General features: G+C 28.0%; 10 protein-coding genes. All 10 read right to left on the bottom strand.

What is annotated here, in order from left to right:
• Window positions 1–290 precede the first annotated feature (290 nt).
• Entirely contained in the window at window positions 291–3,905 is a 3,615-nt protein-coding gene (locus RR561_RS04420; protein WP_332506293.1) for an AAA family ATPase, read from the bottom strand.
• On the bottom strand, window positions 3,906–5,120 hold the full coding sequence (locus RR561_RS04415; RefSeq protein ID WP_332506291.1) for a metallophosphoesterase family protein: 1,215 nt from the start codon (window positions 5,118–5,120) through the stop codon (window positions 3,906–3,908).
• Window positions 5,121–5,122: 2 nt separating this feature from the next.
• Window positions 5,123–9,304 (bottom strand): UvrD-helicase domain-containing protein, encoded by a 4,182-nt coding sequence (locus RR561_RS04410; protein ID WP_332506289.1) that lies wholly within the window; start codon window positions 9,302–9,304, stop codon window positions 5,123–5,125.
• A complete protein-coding gene (gene addB / locus RR561_RS04405) occupies window positions 9,304–12,882 on the bottom strand; it encodes a helicase-exonuclease AddAB subunit AddB (RefSeq protein WP_332506288.1) in 3,579 nt (1,192 codons plus the stop codon). Before addB ends, RR561_RS04410 begins: the two co-directional genes overlap by 1 nt.
• Before the next feature lie 12 nt (window positions 12,883–12,894).
• A complete protein-coding gene (locus tag RR561_RS04400) occupies window positions 12,895–13,611 on the bottom strand; it encodes a PD-(D/E)XK nuclease family protein (RefSeq protein ID WP_332506286.1) in 717 nt (238 codons plus the stop codon).
• A gap of 159 nt (window positions 13,612–13,770) precedes the next feature.
• Window positions 13,771–16,089 carry an ATP-dependent helicase gene (locus RR561_RS04395; protein ID WP_332506285.1) on the bottom strand — a complete coding sequence of 773 codons (2,319 nt, stop codon included), beginning with the start codon at window positions 16,087–16,089 and terminating at the stop codon, window positions 13,771–13,773.
• Window positions 16,090–16,361: 272 nt separating this feature from the next.
• On the bottom strand, window positions 16,362–18,326 hold the full coding sequence (locus RR561_RS04390) for a hypothetical protein (protein ID WP_332506283.1): 1,965 nt from the start codon (window positions 18,324–18,326) through the stop codon (window positions 16,362–16,364).
• Between the two features lie 424 nt (window positions 18,327–18,750).
• Window positions 18,751–20,250, bottom strand: a complete 1,500-nt coding sequence (locus RR561_RS04385; RefSeq protein ID WP_332506282.1) for a hypothetical protein — start codon at window positions 20,248–20,250, stop codon at window positions 18,751–18,753.
• Window positions 20,251–20,355: 105 nt separating this feature from the next.
• On the bottom strand, window positions 20,356–21,360 hold the full coding sequence (locus RR561_RS04380; protein WP_332506280.1) for a DUF1700 domain-containing protein: 1,005 nt from the start codon (window positions 21,358–21,360) through the stop codon (window positions 20,356–20,358).
• A 47-nt stretch (window positions 21,361–21,407) separates the two neighbouring features.
• The gene (locus RR561_RS04375) at window positions 21,408–21,767 is read right to left on the bottom strand and encodes a PadR family transcriptional regulator (RefSeq protein ID WP_332506278.1); all 360 of its coding nucleotides are present in this window, start codon (window positions 21,765–21,767) and stop codon (window positions 21,408–21,410) included.
• Between the last annotated feature and the right edge of the window lie 474 nt (window positions 21,768–22,241).

Raw genomic sequence — 22,241 nt, 5'->3', positions numbered from 1 at the left:
CCTACATACATTGTGTACTTTATATAGAATAAAACAGGTTACAAAAACAAGTAAAGACTTAATCATTTTATCCAACTTTACGCTTTTATTATATCATAATAAAGCACAAATTTCCATGGATTTGCCCGATAATATTTACTTTTCATTTGTAATTAACATATTTTCGCAAGTTAACTATATATTAAATATTACCATGAAATAGATACTTTTAATCATTATTACATCTATTTGAATATTAAAATAGATAATTGTTTAGAATTTTTCATATTTTAAATTCTTAGAGTTTCTTTTTAGTCAAGCACGTGATGAATTACCGAAGATGATATAGACTCATCCATTTCTACTTCAAGTTTCATTGGTATTCTTGTCTTTATTTCATCCACATGAGATATTATTCCTACACTAAGAGTATCACTCGATAGCTTTTCAAGAGATTGCATTACTGTTTCCAACAAACTACTATCCAAAGTTCCAAAACCTTCATCCAAAAAGAAAAATTCAAGGGGTGCACTACCCTTTAGCTGTATTTGAGAAGAAAGTGCCAACGCAAGCGATAGTGATGTCAAGAATATTTCTCCTCCTGATAAAGTATCTGCTGACCTTCTTATTCCTCCATTAAAGTTGTCCCTTATTACAAATAAGTAATCTGAATTAATTTCAAGGGAGTATCTCCCATTTGTGATGCTATCTAACCTTTTGGATGCATCAAACACAATGTTTTTCAAGTAAATTTGAGATAGATATTCAATGAATCTATTTCCCTTAAATACTTTTTCCAACTCCCTTATATCATCCATCATCTTAGAGTTTTTCTTTTGTTCCTTTAAAATATCTTCTACTAGCTTTAAATCTTTCTCCATCTCAGCAAGTCTATACACAGATTTAGTCAATTCACCCTTAGATAGATCCAATTTTTCCAATATTTCATTTAAAACTTCCTGTTGATTCTCTTTTTCTTCTTTTGAAACATTTCTGCCAGACAACTTTTCATTTAAACTCTTCAATTTCATCTTGTTTTCAGATAGACTCTCATTAAATTTTTTTATATCTTCTTCATAACTATTTATGCTTTCATCATCTAAATAATATTTTTCTATATCTTTTTCATCTTCAAATTTATTTTCTTTTAAAAGTAACTCTACTCTACTTTTTTGTTCCAAAAGATTTTCATTTTGAAGTTGTCTCAAGGTCTTGTTGCTTTCAATTTTTCTAGAAAGAATTTCAATATTTTTTTCTTCTTCTTCTAGATATCTCCTTGCTTCATTGTAATTTTCTTCTACTACTCTTATGAATGTATCTAGTATGCCTACAAATCTGTCCTCTAACACGCAATCAAACTCGATCACTTCCGTAAGCTTTTTTAAATCTATGTCCTTTTCTTTTTTAGATATTTCGTTACTTTTCGATTTTATATTTTTATTTATTCCCTGAAGCTCATTTTCTTGAATTGCAGTTTCTTTTTCTATATTTACTTTTATTAAATTTATATTATTAATATTTTCTTGAAGTTCTTTTATTTTTTTAACATTTTTTTCTTTTTCAAGTTCTAATTTTTCAAGTAATTTTATGCTTTGAGATATTTTTACATATTCCTCTTCAAAAAATATATTGTCTATCTCTAAATTTATAGATCTTATCTTAAGTAGTTTTTCTTTTTTTTCAGAAAATGTACTCTCCAATCTCGATTTTTCTTCAAAAACTTTATCAATATCTTTTTTTAGTATATCCAAAGCCTCTTTTTTTGCACTATTACTACTTGAAATTTTATTTTTTTCGATTATTAATCTATTTTCATTTTCTTTTTCTTTTTCTTTTTCTTCACTTAATTCAAGAATTTTTTTTGCCTTATCTTCCCTTTGTAATTTCACTTCATTTCTATCTTTTTTTAATTTGTCTATTCTAGATATAATATCTTCATATGAGCTGTTCATATATAAGCCCTTTATATCAAGTAATTCCTTACTATTATCTTCTATACTTTTATTTATATTCTTAATATCACTACTTAGCTCAGCCTTTTTCATCATTTGCTTGCTAGAATTTTCTTCTAATTCTTTTAGAATTTTTTTATTTTTATTATAAGAATCCTCTACATACTCATTTAGCTCTATCTCTTCTACTACATTATTGCATACTGGACAGATATCGCCCTTATGAAAACTTTCACTCCATATTTCTTTTATTTGTGATGCTAGTTTTTCTATACTCTTTTCATTATCTATTTTAGAATATTCTTCTACTTTTTCACTATTATCTAGTATGCTTTTTTCAAGTTTATCCAAATCAATTATCATCATTTTTTTCTTTTCAACTAGATTTGAATTTTCTTCTTTTAATTTTTTCTTTTTTTCATTCAAACTTTCTACTCTGATTGCTTCTTTTTCTAGCGAATATATCTCATCTGATATTTTTTCTAGGTCATTATCATTAGGAGTAGCTGTATTTTCTTCTTTAGATATTGCTTCTAGTATATTTTCTAATTTTTTTTGTGTTTTTTCGAGCTTTTCTGTTAAATCTTTCAATTTACTATTATTTTTCTCTATATCGTTACTTTGTAAGGCTTGTCTTTTTTCATATTCACAATTCTGTTCATTAATTTTATCGATTTCTTTAATCAATAAATTTGAATCATATATCAAGTCCCTATATTCAGTATTAATTTTGTTTTCTTTTATAGTTTCTTCTAATTGCTTATTTTTTTCATCTATTTCCTTCTCTTTATTTGATATTTCTAATAAATCATTTTCTATTTTTTCTTTTTTACTTTCCAAAACTTTTATTGACTCTTTTACTTCATATAGTTTTTCTATATTCTTTGCTTGTTTTTCTTTTTCTTCTATAATATTTTCTATATCTTTTTTAGTAGAAACAATAAATGGCATATCATTTTTCTTGCCCTCAATTTCTTTAAATTCCGTTTTTATTTCTTTTAAATTTTTATCTAATTCAATTTTTTGTCTATCTAATTCTTCCTTTTCTTTGTTCAGGTTATCCACTTTTTCTTTTAACTCTTTAAGTTTTTCTACTTCTGGTTTCAATAGCTTTGCCTTATTAGAAAACTCTAACTTATTGCTTAATTTTTTTATATTTTCTTCATTTTCAATCAGCATCTCAAGAAATTGTTCTATTTTTTTCTTTTCTTCTAAGAGATTAAATACCTGACTAAACTCCTCATATTTTTCACTTTCATCATTTTTATTTTTATTCAGTGATTCTATCTGGCTCTTTAGTAGCTCAATTTCTTTTTCTAAATCTTTTTTTTCTTCTATATTTATATTTGGATACTCGCTAAGCCTTGCCTCCAGCACTTCCATCTCTCCAAATAACTTTCCTCTTCTTTTATATATTTTTTGAGATAATTCTGTCCCATATTCTTCTAGACCAAATATACGTTCCAACATACTTCTTCTTTCCTTGCCAGCAAGAGTAAGAAATTCACTAAACTTTCCTTGAGGTAATACTACTGATCTTAAGAAGTCACTTTCTTCTAGTCCTATAATTTCCTCTATCTTCTTATCTACCTCAGTTTTTTTATCCGCCAAAATTTCATATTCTCCAGAAGAGCTTTTTCTTACCAATCTTGCGTAGTCACTTAGAGAATTTCCATTTGTTTTGCTTCTTTTAAATCTTCTAGATACCTTATAGACTGCTCTTTTTCCTGATTCACCAAGTTCAAATTCATAATCGATTGAAGCTTTGTCATGGTTTGAATTAATAAACTCTTTAGTTCCACGAGCTATATTTCCATATAAAGAGAGTGTAATAGCATCCAATATTGTTGACTTTCCACTTCCTGTCTTACCGAATATACCAAATAAACCTCTACTAGTGAGTGTTTCAAAATCCACTACCTGCTTTGTTGCATAACTATTTAGTCCTTCTATCTCTAGTTTTATTGGCTTCAACTATTGCACCTCCTCTTCATCATTTACTATACTTTCAAATAGCATTTTAACTTCCTCTGATGGTTCAAGCCCATCATTACTTTTTTTATAGAAATCTATAAAGTACTCGCTTATGTTTGATTTATTAATATCTATTGTTTCTTTTTCAAATTCATAATCTATACTTTCTATTATTGGCTTTATCTCTAGTATATGTTTCATTGTTTTCTTCATTTTTCGTATTTCTGATAATTTTAAAGATTCTTTCGTCCTAACTTCAAAATATGCAAATATATCTTCCTCTGATTTTTTCTCACATATTTCAATCGCTTCCTCAACACTTTCACATTCAAATAAAATAATCTGTTTGTAATTTTTAGTATATATTTTTGACACTTCAGCCTCTTTTTGAGCTTTAATATCCACCACATATACTGATTTAGATGTGTTTCTCTCGCTCTTACTGTATTGTATAGGAGACCCTGAATAATAAGCATTGTATTTCTTAGATATTCTCTGAGGCTTATGGATATGCCCCAATGCTGTATACTGAGATTTTTTAGGAAGATTGCTTTTTTCTACAAGTAAAGACCCTCCTAGCTCTATTCTTCTCTCAGACTCTGATTTTTCACTTCCAACTACAAATAAATGAGAAACAGCTATATTTATTTCGTCATCTCTATAGTTTTTTTCAAGAGACTCAAATATATCCCCTAGCTTTTGTGAATATGATTCCTGCATATCTTCTATGTTTTCAAAGTTATCAATTGCATCATTTAAACGTTTCTCACTAGGATATGGGACTCCTATTACATTTATAACTTCATCTTTTATCTTAATTTTTGTAAATCCTTCTTTCGCTTCAAGTATTTCAAAACCTTTAAACTTACCAACATTTGCCTTACTTAGAGGATAGCCCAGTATGATAATGCCCTTTGTAGATACCAGTGGCTTTACAGACTCTAATCTATCTGGATTGTCATGGTTACCTGCTATGATATACACGCATCTCTTACCACCGTCAGAGAGCTTTTCAATCGTATTATAAAATAAGCTTTCAGCAATTGCTGGGGGATTATATGTGTCGTATATATCCCCTGCAATTATTACCATATCTGCTTTTTCTTTTTCTACTAGCTCAATAAAATCCTCACAAAACTCTTCTTGTTCCTCTATTCTTGAAATTCCCTCAAGATTCTTGCCCAAATGCCAGTCTGAGCTATGTATTATTCTCATATCTATATCTCCTTATATTCCACTAATTTGCCTATGCTAAATAAATATATGTAAGTTTTGGATACCCTCCTTCCTGAAATATCTTCCATTGCCTTTTTATAGAGTTCAAGCTGAACTTTATATCTTTTAGTTACCTCTTCATAATTTTTATCATTCACATAATCTGTCTTATAATCTAGCAGAATTAAATCACCATTTTCATCTTCAAAAAACAAGTCAATTATTCCGACCATCATCATTCTTTCAGAGTCTGAAATACCCTCATCTTTATATACCTCATTGATTTTTATACTATAATCAATTGCTTTTTCTTTATATACCTTATTTTTATTATTTGCGTATGTAATATCTTTAAATATAGGAGAACTAATAAACCTAGCTATCCAATATGAATTTACTGTCTCTGCTTCCTCAATAGTCATTATATTTTTTTCTATAAAACTTTTCTTTTCTTCATCTATTTTTTCAATTAATTCATTTTGGCTTTCATCTCCATTAAATTTCGAAAAATTCAAAAGTTGCATCGCTAAATGAAAGATAGTTCCTCTTTCTGCTGCTGTAAATTCAACCATATCCTTACCTTTATGCATAAATTTAGGTGTCTTTAGCTCTCCTGAAAAAGTTTTTTCAAATATATTTCTGTGCATTTCATCATCTTCTGTATCCTGAATTATCTTTTTTATTTCTGAAACAGATATACTTGATGGCTTATTGGCACTTGCTTTATATTTATATTCATAATCAAATTTCGAATCCAATATCTTTTTTATTTCTTCATAGCTACAATCTATATACTTGCTATCTTCACCATCTGATACGACTTTCTCTTTATCTTTACTATAGCTATTTTTAAACATTTCTCCAGATGATAGATCCATATAGTTAAAGTGATTTATTTTCTCTTCATCTTCAATCCTTTTTCCTAAACTTTCAAATGAACTTGCAGCTTCCATAGTATTTATTATATCTTTACTTTCTAGAGACTCAGATTTTTTTCTCATTATATCTATGTAGTCATCTTTTACCTTTTCAAAATCATCAATGTTTATACTCCATTTACAATTTTTATATCCTATATACTTGGATATTTCTCCAGTTACACTTATAAATTCTTCTCTCTCACTTAAATTGATTATAGCTGGCATAATCCAATTTAAATAAGAATTTGCGGACAAAACTGCCATACTATCAATATTTAAATTTTCATCTGTAGGAGTATGTTTCCATTTATCGATTTTTTTATCTCTATCTTTTATTCTAGCTGTGAAAATCAATTTTTCTTTTGCCCTAGTCATAGCAACATATAAAAGTCTCATTTCTTCAGCTATTAATTCATTTTTCTTAACATTATCAATTCTTTTTTTGCTTATACTATCAAAATGCAGATTTCTTTTAATATCATTTACCCTAGGCCCATAACCCATGATTTGATGTAAAGACATGCCTACTTCATCTGATGATGTATTAAATCTTTTTTCTATATTTGCAACAATAACTACTGGAAACTCCAATCCCTTACTCTTATGTATACTCATTACTCGAACTACATTTTCTTCTTCTGAGATAGACTTAGCTTCACCCAGATCACTTGCCTTTGATTTCATACGTTCAACATAGTTTATAAAATTAAATAAACCTTTGTAAGAGGAATTTTCATATTGTCTAGCTCTTTCAAAGAGAAGCATTAAGTTATCCTGTCTTTGCTGTCCCATCTCAAGTAAGCCGACATATGCATAATATCCTGTCTCTTTTAATATATCCCATATAAACTCATCTACAGATAAAAGCAATGATTTTTTTCTCATATATTCTATTGAGTCTACAAAATTAGTGACCTTATTTTTAAGCTCCATCATTTCTTCTGACAATTTTTCTTCTTTAATAGATTCATTTTCAATAGATTCATTTTCGAAAATCATACTATTTTCTATATCTTCTCTTATTTTATTTTCATCGCTATCTTCTAAGAAAAAACTTTCTTCATCCATATAAGATTCTTCAACAGACTGATTTGATTTTTCTTCTCCCAAGTTGTAGATATTTAAAAGGGCTTCATAAAATTTCATATTTTTACCTGCCAGCCTTATTTTTGCCAGTTCATTAGAACTAAATCCATATATAGGAGATCTCATCACTGATATTAAAGGAATATCTTGAATCGGATTGTCTATTATTTTTAATAGATTTATCACAGTATCTACTTCAAGTGTAGAAAAATATCCGTCCCCTGAATCTGTATAGACTGGTATATCGTACTCAGTTAGTATTTCTTCTATGCTCAATGCCTTTTTGCTAGGGGATCTCATTAGTATTACTATATCTCTATACTCAACAGGTCTATAATCATCTATCTCCTTATCAAATACCATGTACTGTGGATCTTTTGAGTTTACCATTTTATATATAATATTTGCTATAGCTACACACTCTTTTGAGAATCCCTGTAAATCTTCAAGTTCCTCTTCATTTGTTAGTTCGCTATTTAAAATAGCCCTGGACAAATCCTTGTCCTCGTTTTCCTTATCGTCTTTTTCATCTACTATAAATATTTCTATCGGTCCTGCTACAAAGGCATTTTCCTTAGTCATCTCTTTAAACTCTGCACTAGGATTTAATCTTTCATCCTCAGTATAATCTAGCTCACCAGTTTCTTTTCTCATTATTTTTGAGAATATGTGATTGCAACCCTCTAATATTTCTGCTCTACTTCTAAAATTTTTATAAAGCATTATTTTCTTATTTAGACTATCTGGCGACTCACTATAAAGATCGTAAGAATTATATTTATCCATAAAAATTTCAGGCATAGCCTGTCTAAATCTGTATATACTTTGCTTTACATCTCCCACCATAAATCTGTTCGGTTTATCTGTTTTAGAAACCATTGAAAGTATCATTTCCTGTACAAGATTGCTATCTTGATATTCATCAGTAAACACTTCTACATATCTATCACTATAAGATTTTGCTATTTTTGATGGCACAGTCTCTCCATCTTTTTCATCTGTTAATATTTCAAGGGCATAATGTTCTATATCAGCAAAGTCAACTATTGACATAGCCTCTTTTTTCTTTGCAAATTTTTCTCTAAAAAGTATAGTAATATCAGATAATGCTCTCATATATGGATATACTATATCATTTTCTTTCTTTATATGATCGAGACTTATATTAAGCTTCTCAAACTCAGACTGAATGCTCTTGAAAGATTCATCCAGCTTTGGTTTGATCTCTTCATAGGCAATTACAGCATCTTCTGCGTGTTTTTTATTTTTTCTAAATGACTTGAATTTCTTTCCTTTGTATTCTTCTACAGTTTGAAGTATTTCCTTCCAAATTTCTAGCATTTTATCCGTATCTATTGAATCTTCTTTATCTGAATCCAAAAAATCACTCAAATTATCTTTTACTGACTTTAGATATTCAAATTTAGCATTATTTATTTCATAGTAAGCCATTAAGTCATCGTAAGGCATAATTTCACCTAAACACTCCTTTACTATAAAATAGTGATAATTAAGAGCCATCAACACGTCTTTTGCTATAGGTATAAAATAGTTTTTGATATAAAATTCTACTTCTTTATCCTTTGTATCAAAATATTGTGCTGACGAATCTAGCCATTTCTCAGGATAGGGTGAAGAGTTTACAAAATTATTGACCGTAAGTATCAAGCTAACTAAAGAATCATCATTATTTCTAGAAGAATACCAATCTACTAGTTTCAAAAATTTTTCATTTTTCTGATCATATAATTCTTCAAACATCTCTTTCATCACTTCTGAAGCTATGATAGATATTTCAGTTGGATCAGCTATTTTTATGTTTGGATCTAAATCTGTAACATGAAAATTATTGGTCAATACTTTTTTACAAAATGAATCAATAGTGCTTATATCTGCCTTATTTAAAAGCATCATCTGCTTTTGTAAGTGCTTATTGTCTGAATCATTTTCAAGTGCTTTTTCTATAGCTAATCCTACTCTTTCCTTCATTTCAGAAGCCGCTGCTTTTGTAAATGTCACTACCAATAATTTATCTACATCTATTGGATTTTCTTTATCCAATATCAACTGTATAATTCTTTCTATCAAAACAGCTGTCTTTCCAGATCCCGCCGCTGCTGCTACCAAAAGATTAGATCCTCTGTTTTGAATTACTGATTCTTGTTCTTTTGTCCACATTATTTGTCACCCCTTTCTTTATTCTTTGATCTAATTTTTTCTCTCATTAATTTTAGGACTTCTGTATAATCCTTATTTTTCACTCTTTTTTTAATTGAGTTATATCTATTTCCCTTAATTGTAGGATCAAATTGACATATTGATTTAAAGTCACAGAATCTACATGGAACCTCATCTCCCAATTTATATGGATGTATATCTATCTTTCCTGAGTATATTTCTTCACATATTTCTTTTGTCTTGTCCAAAACATATTCACTTACCGTTTCAAATTCATCAAAATTTAGACCTACTGTATGAGCCCCAATCTCTCCACCCTTTTTATTTGCTATAGGCAATATAAGAGATTTTTTATTTTCTTCATCTAGAGTTTTATCCAGATGTTTAATTACTTCTTTGTCCTTGATTACAAACCCACTTAGTTTATTTTCATTTAGAAGATTTTCCTCTAAATCTTTTTCTGTCATTTTTTCTACTTCTTCAAGACTGGATACTTTGCTTTTAACTGGATTAAATCTGCTATATAAAAGGGCTGCTGGCTTACAATTTGCTCCTTGACCATTTACTATGTTATCTTTATCTAGTTTCTTATTAGACTTTAGTACTGCACTCATATAGACAAATAATTGCATCTGAATACCTGCCATTATTTTATCCATATCTAGATTTCTAGTCGACGATTTGTAGTCAATTACTCTTACATAGTCAACTTCGCCATCATTATAACTATCAACCCTATCTATTTTACCTGTTAAAACAATTGCTTTACCATCTTCTAGTTTGTATCTTATAGGATCTATATCCCCTTTAAATCCAAACTCTACTTCAAAGTTTTGTGGCAAAAAATCTCCTCTTCGAATTTGTTCAGACATTATTTCAAGGCTATCCATAAGATTTTTATTGATTCTTCCTGCTAAATATTTATGTTTTTCCGAACTTTTTAAAATATATCCTTTTCTATCTTCTATTATTTGATTTGAAATCTTTTCAACTTCACTTTTTATATAGCTATTGTCAATATCATTCCAATCCACACCATTTATAATTACTCTTTTAGAGAAAGTATCCAATATTTTATGTGAGTACGTACCTGAATCCATTGCATTAAATTCATAGAGTTCTCTATCTTTTACCTTCAAGCCATAGTTTACAAAATAAGAAAAAGGGCATGATACATAGTTTTCAAGCTTGGATATACTAAACATACCAGCCCCATATATTTCACCTGCTAGATTTCTATTCATATTTTCAGCACTATTTTTGTAATTTATTGCCTTATTTATCATTTTCATTTTAAGTTTATAATTATCATTATCTCTAAAATATCTATATACATTTCTCCAACACTCATCTATTTTATTTTCTTCTATATTCGTTGACTGTCTTATATTTGAAATCAAATCATCAAAGAGTCTTTCTTTCGCCGAAATATTATCTACAACATCATCGAAGTTTGAGTTTATTTTTTCATCATGTGATATCTCCATCTTTATATTTGGAAACATTTTTTTAAGCTTTTTAATTAGAGGTGATGGCCTCATCGATTTGCCCTCAAAGTCCGCTACTGAATAGCTAACTATTAGCCTACTCATAGACATGCTCAGTGCTTTGTAGACTAAAAATTGCTCATCATAAGCCCTAGACATCATATCTGTGTCAAACTTGATGCCTTGCTTTAGTAGTCTATCCCTATCATTGTCCGTAAGCATATTATCATCGGATATATCCTGTGGGAATACTCCATCTCCCACCCCTATCAAATATAAAACCTTCATCTCTGGGTTTTTCATTCTATCTATAGTTGTGACAAATACTTGATCTCTAGCTGGTGGTATAATTCCGAGTTCAAACCCATCAAATTCCGCTTCCATAAGATTAATAAATCTTTCTAGACCAATCTTTTCATCAGCAAGAAACTCTACCATTTCATCTAACATGTCAGTAAATATAGACCACACTTGAGAGTATTCTTTCACCTTATATAAGTTTTCCTCTTCCTTAAATTTTTCAATTAAATCTATTATTTTTTCAGGCAGATTGATATCTATTGTGAATTCATACAAGTATCTACATATCTCTGAAACAGTATTTCTTCCTTTTAATTTATTATGAAGCCTCTCTATAGGATCCATAAGCTTATTTTTTATATCATTAATAGTTTTCAGGTAAGCTTCATCTTTGTCCTTATTTATACTATTATCTTCTAGACTGTGTGTTATTGGATAATCCCAAGTCTCATCAAACCATCTCCTACCCTTTATCCCATTGGCCAGAACATAGTTTTCTAACATAGAAATCTCTAGATTAGATATTGGAGTCAGTCCACTTTTTAGATACCTAAACATAGACTCATAACTGTAATTTTTCTGCTTCATCTCCAAAATTGAAAGAACTAAAACTATTATTGGATTATTTTTTGCTGCTATTTTTTCATCTAAAAAATATCCTATATTATAGTCCTCAAAGATACTTCTTATTAAGTAGGCATATGAATCCAAATCTCTCATAGCTATAGTTATCTCACTGTATCTATACCCTTCATCTCTCACCAATCTAGTAATCTCACTTGCAATATGCTCTACTTCCAAGTGAGTATTTTTAAACTCTATTATCCTTAAGGAGTCATCAATATTTTTCAAACTATCTTTTATATACTGATTCTTATTATTTAATACAAGCAAGTCTGTATACTTAGCTGGATTAAACTCATTAATATTCTTTTCTAAATGCCTTAAAACTGGATTATCATAATACTCACACTCTTTCATATGAATATCAGAATCTCTTTTTATAGAGTTTTTTTGACATATTTCATTTATTTTCATAAAAGTTATATTTGTCTTTGAAAATACTCCTGTTCTAGAATTAAAATTTTTAAGATCTGTCATTAGAGAAAAATATATATTTTCTGAGTATATCATTAATTTTTCAATAACTAGATACTGTATCGGTGTAAATCCCGTGAATTCGTCAATAAATATTGTTGCTCCCGATAATTCCTTATAATCATCTAGTTTCTTTGAAAAGAATTCCAAATTATCTTCTGTATCAAAATAGTTATCTAATAGATAACTCTCATACCTCTCATATACCTTTGCCAAATCATTCAGTTTGTGCTTTAATGAATCTTCTTCACTATTTTTAGCTATTTCATATATCTCATCAACAGACATATCATTTTGTTTGAACTCTATTATCATATCCATTATTTTGGATACCAATCCAACGCCAGATCCCTTTGCCTTAAATGTTACCAATTCATTAGATACAGAATCTAGAGCCTTGTATATCAACATCGCTCTTGCAGTTTTAGATATTTTTCTCTCTGTCAGACCGCCAACATTACTATATACAATATTTCCTAAAGTAGTGAAACTCACTACCCTAATCCTGAAATATGGATCAGAATCCAGTAGAAGTCTCTGGCTAATTTTTTTTTCCATTTCATAGCTATATTTTTCTGGAACTAGTATATAAATTGGTTTTTGACTTTCTTTTTTTGCCTCTTGAAAGCATAAATCTAAAATTTTATCTGTTTTATTGCATCCCATTCTCCCAGTAATAAAACTTACGCCCATGATACCCTCCTTCTAATCTAGCTCTTTTGAAATAGATTTAATTTGATTTATTAAAGAATTTATAGTTTCTCTATTTTTTATATGTTCTTTTTCTGTATAATTTATCATTACATTATTATTAATCCTAGGTTGATAATAATACATCCTCAACTTACTATAGTCTAGCTCCTTTGCCAAACTTTCTTTACAGACATACATATATACAATTGTTTGCATTCTCGACTTTGCAAAAGACTGTGATATCTTATTTTTTTCCATCTTCCAATCCCATATATTTATTTGGGATAGTTCTTTATCCTCATATATCTCCACCAATAGATCCAAGGTTACCTGCAATCTATTGCTTAGCTCAATGCTACACTCTGGATAGAATTTTATATTTTCTTTGCCATATCTTTGAGTATATTTTCTTTTTATAGATTCTACTCTTTTTAAATCTTTTTTTAAAGATATATCTATGGAATCGCTCTCATCTATATTTTCAACTATTCCCATAAAAATTCTTTGGCACATAGTATGAAAATCACGTCCATAACTCATGTTTTCTTCATAAAGTTTGTCCTGTGCCGTATCATCACTCCAAAATATATTTCTAATATATTTATCGGCAAACTCTCCCTTATCTCTTTTAAAGCTATTTAGCATATTTTGACTAAATACCAAATGTTCTATCCTATATGATAGTTCTTCAGGAGATAAGTTATCTTTTAGACCTAGCTTACTTTCCATACAAGAGCCTCCTTTTACCTAATTATATAATTTATAATAAATATTAAGCTTTTTTGTTTAGAATTTTCAATCCTTATCTATTTTTATACTGTTATCTTTATATTATATATCAAATGATATAACTTTTATATCAATCTATTATTTAGTTATTTGAGCTTATTATATATTTTTACTAATATATTTACTTAAATGAGCAAAAAATACAGAATCTTTTTTATTAAATGTAAACTGACCTGTTGGACTCATTTGTTTCCTACAATTCATCATCAATATTCTTTTTTTTGCTCTTGTAATCCCCACATACATCAGTCTTACATGCTCTGCTATCGTATCCTTTTTCAATATCATTTCATATTCTTCTACTTCTTTGACTTCATTTTTAGAGAAATAGTCTATATCTTTTTCTACACTTGCTTCTGGACATCTAAATCCATCTCTTAGGTATTTTCTATCCATCCTAAAATAGTCGCTAAACTGAGATGGAAAATTATCTGAATCTAAACCAAACATTATAACTGCATCCCATTCCATTCCTTTTGATTTATGCAATGTTGCAAGTGTGATACTACCTGGCTCAGCCTTATACTCTCCTATATCATATATTGATTCTATCGCAGCATCAAATACTCTAGAATACTTAATATCAAGCGCTACAGAAGCTCTAGACAGACCTTCAGACTCAAATTTCAATAGATTATTTAAATAAAACGCTATATAACTTCCGAGCATTTTTTCTTCTCTAGAACTTGGAAATAAATTTATTATGTTTTCTACAAGTTTTGCTATATCTATTTGAGGAAAAGAGCATAATTTTTGAATAGAACTTCTAATACTTCCCATATTAGTTCTAATTTTAAAAACATCTACTTCACTTAATTCTTTAATTATTAATTCTTCAGTAGATGAAGATTTATTTTTATATTCTCTGTAATACTCATCATCAAAAATCCATCTCTCACAGTCTACACCCTTAAAATATTTATTTATATTAATTGCTTCATCATCATCTATCTCTAATTCTTCATTTCTGATTATAAACGCTTCAAATATTAATTCAAGAAGTTTATTGTCATCCTTAGGATCAATTAAAAAATCTATGGCTAATTTAACATCAGTAATTATCTTTTTTCTTTCATTTAAATTTGCTCCCAATTCTTCACATTCTATTAGTCTTTCCTTTAGACTATCTGCTAACCTTGATATAGAATTATTATAAAAGCTTAATATACCTATTGAATAACTTGGAAAGTTTTTTTGTATATATTCTATTTCTTTAATAATATGATTTGTTTCATCTTCTATACTATAGCTAGTTAGAGATTTCAACATATTTTTTTGTGCCTTTGGATTCTCTTTGTAACCTTTAGCTTTTTCTACTTCTTCTATATATAGTTCCTCTAAAGAGTTATAGTATGCTTGATTTTTATTATTATGAGTGAATACTACTAGCTCATTTGCCAGACCTATTATATCTTGTGAGCTTCTTGAAGCCATGTTCATATTATACTTATAATCTGCATTTTTACAAAAATCAATAAAATACTTTGGGTCTGAACCTGTGAATGTTCCTGTTATACTTTGATTTACGTCTCCTACCCTTACAAGATTTTTCCCCGATTTTTTTTTATTATTTTTATTCCCTGATATAATATCTATTATCTTTCCCTGTAGCATATTTGAATCTTGACATTCATCTTCAAACACATATCTGTATCTTTTCTGATAGTGTCGTGCTACAGCCTCATCTTTTGATAAAATATTATAGGCAATTATTAATATATCATCGTAATCCATATAGGCATTATTTCTTAACTCTTCCTGATACAAAGAATATATTGGAGATATTATATTCATAATTCCTCTAAATTTATTTCTTTCAACTTTATTTTTCGTATTTTTCAACTCTTCTTTTCTATGTTCTACTAAAACCTTTAAACTCTCATCTGTTAAATTTTCGTACTTCAATAGTTTTATGCTGTTTGATACTATATTGAAAAATTCTCTATTCCAAATCTTTGCTATTTTTTCATTCTTTTGTTTTGATGGATCTATAAATTTATCTATTGACTGATTAGTATCTTCTTCTCTAAATTTTTCTATAACATTTTTTAATAGCATTTCTTTTTTATAGTCGTCAATTATTTCAAATTCTTCATTTATAAGGGCCAAACTGCTATTTTCTTTTATTATTTTCATAGCTAGAGAGTGTATAGTCATTACTTCAAACTTTGTTTTTGACAATCCTTTTTCATCAAGAATTGACCTAATTCTTGATTTGAAATTATTGACAGCACTATTCATATACGTTAGAACTAATATTTTTCCATCTCTATCATTTTCTATCATATCTTCTAATAAATCCGCTACAAGATTTGTAATTATAAAGGTCTTACCAGCGCCTGGAACAGCCTGTATCCCCATAGTACCTGCCTTATATGTCATTATCTCTTTTTGATCTTGCCTATAAACAATCTCCATATCCTCTCCTTATCAGCAACCTAACTCAAAATCAGCAATATAACTCAAATACTAATTTTTATGATTTTATATATAGCCTTTGCCTTTGTGATATATATTTATTACTGAGTTTTTTTCTTATATTTTGTATATGTGGCATTTATTTTTATGATCTATCTTTTACCGAATATTTATTTTTATTTATTATAGTTACACACATTATCTTATTTATTTTTATTATAGTTACACATATTATAAAATTTTCAGATTTTCAGATTTTCTTAATCACTATTTTAATTATAATTGTTTTTTATAATTTCATGAAAGATATTTAAAAATCTATTTTCCTGTTCATATCCAGCAATAGTGTTATAAGAACTAAGTATATATACCTTTTCATCTTTTTTACCATTGTTTCCAATAAGTTTGCAAATATCATCAACTATTGCTTTTTCCTGATAATCTCTATAAAATTCATCAATATTCTCACCATCTATATTTGACAGTATAGAATCATCCATATAAGCCAAGTCTGTATCTATTTCACTCTCTATTGAAGCATCAAAGGCTATAGATTTTGCATCAAGGATTATTTTAATACTGCTATCTATAGATGAATTAAGGTACTCTGCATAACCAGTCAGCAAAATATTTCCTAAATCTTTATTCTCTATTTTTCTTCTCATACTTGTGAAATTTGACATATATTCCTTTATAAATTTAATCATATCATCATATCTCAAGGAAAAAATTGCTCCTGAAGACTTCTCACTAAATATAGATAGCTCATCAATTAGCTTACAAATTTTACTTATTTCATTTATACTTTCTTCATTCAATTCAGCATATTTTCTATAAAATTTCTTAATAAATCCAGTATGATTTTCATCAGATAAACTTGGAAGGATACCTTCTGTTTCACGTATTTCTCTAATATATATATTCAGATTTTTTCTTATTGATATATAGTTGATATCTTTTTTTTCTAAGTTATAGATTTCCTTTGACTTTATGTCCTCTAATGCTTCTTTACCTGTATATTCTTTAGTATCTATTTCTGAGTCACCCTTTATATTTTCCTTAAATATTTGATCTTTTTCTTTAATTAATTCCGATGTATATACAGTAGGATTATTTTCTATAGCCATACTTTCATATATTTGATTATCAAATTCTTCATACAAATCCTCACTTAGCAAATCTATGTCCGAGTTTTTATTATTATAAATACCTTCAAGTATCAGCTTTACAAACTCAATCTTCTCATCATCATTAAATACATACTGCATATCCATTTTAAGGGCTAGAGCAAACAGTGAAGAAATGGCTATACTACTATTTCTAACGTCATAGTTATTGGATAAAAATCTTATATCGGTATCTAGTTTCAAGGATAGATCTTTTATAACATTTTCAATTATAGAGCTTGTTTTTGCTACTATTATACATATATTGGATTTTTTATATACCTTATCATCAATTATGTTTCCGAGTTTTTCTTCTAGATAAAAGAGCATATCAAAATAATTTTCAAATTCTTTTTCATATATCTCTATACTTTCATTTTTTTCATATACACAACTTTCTTCTATTATTTTATTAATGTTAACTATGTCAAATTCCTTCTCAGTTGTTTCTAGTGAATATATCTCTTCTATACTGTCTTTAAAGTTACTATTATTATTTGCTTTATATATATAAAACTTTTTATTTTTTATATTTTCTTGATATACATTACTTGGATATATTTTTTTCAAATAATTTTCTATCAACATAGCTATATCTATTACCTTGTATTTATTCATTACTGTTCTATATGATTTTATTATACTATCTATATCCAAAAATACTTTTTGAGGATATATACTTCTCTTAAACTTTCCTATTCTTTCAGATATTGCTTCTACAGGAATATTATTTTTAACAGATTTCAGCATTATAGAATATATTTGTGTTGCTAGAAAAAAGCTATTTGAATTTACTCCTTGAAAGTAAGCATCAAAATCTTTTTTATCTCTTATAATGCTCTCTAGTACACAAATACTTGCATTTCTTGATAGAACATTCACCCTAATCTTATCTTCTACTAGAGGCCAATATATAATGCTTTCTTCTTTAATAAATGACTCTAAAGTTGTGAAATTTAACTTACCAAAAAAATCTCCCTTAAAACTTTTTCTATATTTTTCTTTTGCAATTTCTACTTCCATAGAATTTCTACAAAATATATAATTTTCATTCCCAAAAGGAAATATCATAATCTATCTCCAATCCCTAGTATTCAACTAGACACTAATTAGTTCATATTTTCTTATATTAAAAAACAATTATTTCTCTTTATTTTATTTAATCATTACTATATTTATATCTTAAAAATCATACCTCTATATAACATTTTAAGATATTTATTAACTAAAATCAAGTCAGTAAAACATAAGTTCTATTTTGTTTCCTAATATGAACACAATGTTTTTATTTTCTTCTTCAATCACCAACTATTTTTGTTTAATTTATTTATAACTCGTCAGATATATTTAATTTTTAAATGTTTTTTATTCGCAGTTCTTGTTATTTTAGACTTTTAGGATTATTTACTTACTATTCTTTATCACTAAATTGGGATAAAGAATAAAAAAGGACAGAAATTTTTCTGCCCTTTAATTACTAATATATTATTATTGTCTAATTTTCTGAAATACTAGCTGTCCTAGCATTAACTATAAGTTCAGGATTAGATGTAGGATTTGTTGCTTCTTTTTCATTTTTATTTAATCTTTTTATATTATCCTCTAGAGCTCCATTATACTGTTTTACACTGTTAGGAGCAGGAATATTCTTAGATTTTACTCTTTTTACTAGGTAGTATCTAAAATCTATACCATCTTTTGTGTTTATATTTACCTTAGGGTTAAACTCGTCTTCTAAAGATATTCTTACAGAAGAATTAGGGGCATTTACAGTTATTTTATTTGCCATTTCTCTATACACTGGTATGCTCAAATCAAACTTATTGTAGTAATATCTAGCCTCTTCAGAATCAGTTCTTGAGCCTTCCCTTAAGTCTTTTGCTGATTTAATATCATCTTTAAAAAGACTTAGTATTGACCTTACTTCTTCCATTTTGTCACTCTTTTTATCTAATTTATCTAATTTTTTATCTATATCTACGTCAAAGTTTCCACTGTCGAAATCATCATCATTCATATTATCTAGTATGTCTTCATTAAATTCTATTTCTTTTTCAAATATACTATCTATATCATAATACGTTTGATCATTGTATGGTATTTTTTCTCCATCAATATTATATGTTATCTCATTGGCAACCTTACCCATTGGTTCATCTAAATCCAACAATAGAGTAGGTCTTGCAAAAACCTCTAACTTATCTATGCTTATAGCATTATTGCCAACCAAGTAGTCTAACATACTGGCATTAATATTTTCGTCTTTTAGATCTCTATAATCCAATATTAATTTTTTGATTGGATTGCTATATTCTATAGATGTTACAAACCTTATATCTGATGCTTTGATAGAATCCTTAATCATATTATCTTCTATGTTATATCTCGTGATGTAGCTCATACCTGATGTTAGGCTACCATTTTTTTGCTCAATATTCACTCCTTCAGGTAGTTCAATATCCACTTTATATACACTATTATCTCTTTTATAAATGCTGTTATCAAATGGGCTATTAGTGTTTATATCGTTACCCCTTTCAAACCTAGCCCCACTAAGTGCTAGTTCATCTAAAGAGTCTCTAACTATTTCTTTGCTAGTTATCAATGATATAAACTCAAATGGATTCATATATTCTATATTAGCATGGCTCTTAATCATTCCATTTATATTTTCTTTTGTTGATTCCACTGTCAACACACCATCTACTATACTTGCATCATATGCCTTTGGACTTTTTATTCCTGTTCCTTTTATTCTAACTTTATTATCAGTTGATTTTTTTATATTTACTACACCAAAATTGGGAAAATCTCCAAGTTTCAATGTGTTGACCTTATCAGTAGATTCCAGAATTTTTTTCTCTTCTACCAATTCACCTCTACGTTCAACTACATACTTATCTAATTTTGGCACTGTATTAAACGCTGTGTATAAACTTCCTGCTGCACCTACTACAAAGAATGCTACGGCAGTTATTAGTATCTTCTTATTCATGATAACACCTCACTCCTATCTATATTGACCGTTAACTTTTTATATAATTCTTATTTATTATTATTTTTAACTCATTTTTTATTTTTATTTCACAGATTAACTCTTTTATTTATCATCACTTAGTGAATCATTATCTGTATTCGTGCGACCATCTTTATTTATATGGATTTTTTTATCTAGGTCTTTTTGCATATCTACATATTCATCATTAGCAAGATCCTTGCTTATATCCGTATGTTTATCATTATTTAAATCTTTGTCTACATCTGCATATATATTATTATCAAAATCTTCATTTACACCTGCATTGTTATCAAAACCTTCGCTTATATCTGTATCTGTATTATTATCGAAATCTTCATTTTCATATTCATTACTACTGAAACTTTCGTTCACATTCATATATTCATCATTATCTAAATCTTCGTTTACATCCATATATCCATCATTATCAGTGTATTCATATTCATTATTTTCTTGATATGCCTTACCATAATTATTCATAGGGTCATTTTTTTTATTGATATTAAATACTTTTCTATTTAACTTTAAACCTAATTTTGTCAAAACCTTTAAAAGTAGTATTTCAAGCATCACAGATCCGATTATAAATATTATAGGAAATACCAATAGTATTTTATTTTGACCTATAATCCCAAAAGTCATTCCAACATATGGTAAAGTTGTAAACATAATCAAAGTCGCTATTATTATAGGTATTCCTATAAAAAATATTGCTGGAAAGTACAAAATATCAAATAATATAGTTAACATTTTTATAACTGTTTTACCCATAATTTTATTTATTCCTAATTTAGGAATCTTGATTTTTTTAGGATCAATAATTTTTTCTTTTTCCTCAAAATATGCATTAAAATCTTCTTTTGTATATTTTCCATCCTCTATATCACTTTTAACCATTTCATCTACTATAGATTTCGGATCACCTAAGGAATCTACCATTTCTTCCTCGTTTTTCCCTTCACTAATTCCATCTCGGAAGTATTCTTCATAATCTCTCAAAATATCTTCTATTTCAATAGGATTTAGATTGAGATATGCTTTTTCTAAATAAACTCGTATTTCTTTTAAAAATTGATTCTTTTCCATATTATTCACCTCACGCTCTTTTTTAAACAATTTCTTATACATTTATATTATTCGCCACCATCATCATTAATATTTTTATCCAATCTGTCACCATAGATATTACCTCCTATTATAGAATCAATCACTTTGCTGAAATCATACCATTCTTTTCTTTGATTTAAGAAGTATTCTACCCCTCGTTCCGTTATTTCATAATATTTTCTAGCAGGCCCTTCACTTGATGCTTCCATGTATGTATCAAAATACCCATCTTTAGTTAATCTTCTTAGAATTGGATATATTGTTCCTTCATTAACCTCTATGCTGTTTGATATACTCTGTACTATCTCATAGCCATACATATTCTTCTTACCTATCATAGCTAGTACACAAAGCTCTAGGGCTCCCTTTTTAAACTGTGTATTCATCTGTTCACCTACCTTTTCAAGTCCTATGTTTATATCTCATTTAACTAGACATATACATTTATATGATTTTCAACTTGCTTTATTTTTGATTTAAATTCTCTTACTAAGTATTACACACTATTGTACATCGCCTAATACTATGTTACTAAGTATAGCACACTATTATACAATGCACAATACTATGTTATAAATAATATCATTTATTGAAAAATAAGAACTTTAAATATTTATATATTTTAATGCTTAAAGTTTATTATATTCTTTTACTAATTAGATCTGTATTAATATAATATTTATATTTATATTAATTTTTATATTTTATTAATATATTAATTTTTATGATTTATTTTTTATATTTCAAATAAATTTTTTCATAAAAAAAGCCCTAGCAATATGCTAGAGCTTACTACGTGGCTACGTCCTACTCTCCCAGGCAGTTTCCCACCAAGTACCTTTGGCGCTGGAGAGCTTAAC

This window comes from Peptostreptococcus sp. (assembly GCF_036639115.1).
Taxonomy (GTDB): domain Bacteria; phylum Bacillota; class Clostridia; order Peptostreptococcales; family Peptostreptococcaceae; genus Peptostreptococcus.
This window is presented reverse-complemented; position numbering and strand designations above follow the sequence as displayed.

Excerpts from the sequence above, each read along its gene's own strand:
- RR561_RS04415 (WP_332506291.1), bottom strand. The coding sequence starts at position 5,120 with ATGAGAATAATACATAGCTCAGACTGGCATTTGGGCAAGAATCTTGAG.
- RR561_RS04410 (WP_332506289.1), bottom strand. The coding sequence starts at position 9,304 with ATGTGGACAAAAGAACAAGAATCAGTAATTCAAAACAGAGGATCTAAT.
- addB (WP_332506288.1), bottom strand. The coding sequence starts at position 12,882 with ATGGGCGTAAGTTTTATTACTGGGAGAATGGGATGCAATAAAACAGAT.
- RR561_RS04400 (WP_332506286.1), bottom strand. The coding sequence starts at position 13,611 with ATGGAAAGTAAGCTAGGTCTAAAAGATAACTTATCTCCTGAAGAACTA.
- RR561_RS04395 (WP_332506285.1), bottom strand. The coding sequence starts at position 16,089 with ATGGAGATTGTTTATAGGCAAGATCAAAAAGAGATAATGACATATAAG.
- RR561_RS04390 (WP_332506283.1), bottom strand. The coding sequence starts at position 18,326 with ATGATATTTCCTTTTGGGAATGAAAATTATATATTTTGTAGAAATTCT.
- RR561_RS04385 (WP_332506282.1), bottom strand. The coding sequence starts at position 20,250 with ATGAATAAGAAGATACTAATAACTGCCGTAGCATTCTTTGTAGTAGGT.
- RR561_RS04380 (WP_332506280.1), bottom strand. The coding sequence starts at position 21,360 with ATGGAAAAGAATCAATTTTTAAAAGAAATACGAGTTTATTTAGAAAAA.
- RR561_RS04375 (WP_332506278.1), bottom strand. The coding sequence starts at position 21,767 with ATGAATACACAGTTTAAAAAGGGAGCCCTAGAGCTTTGTGTACTAGCT.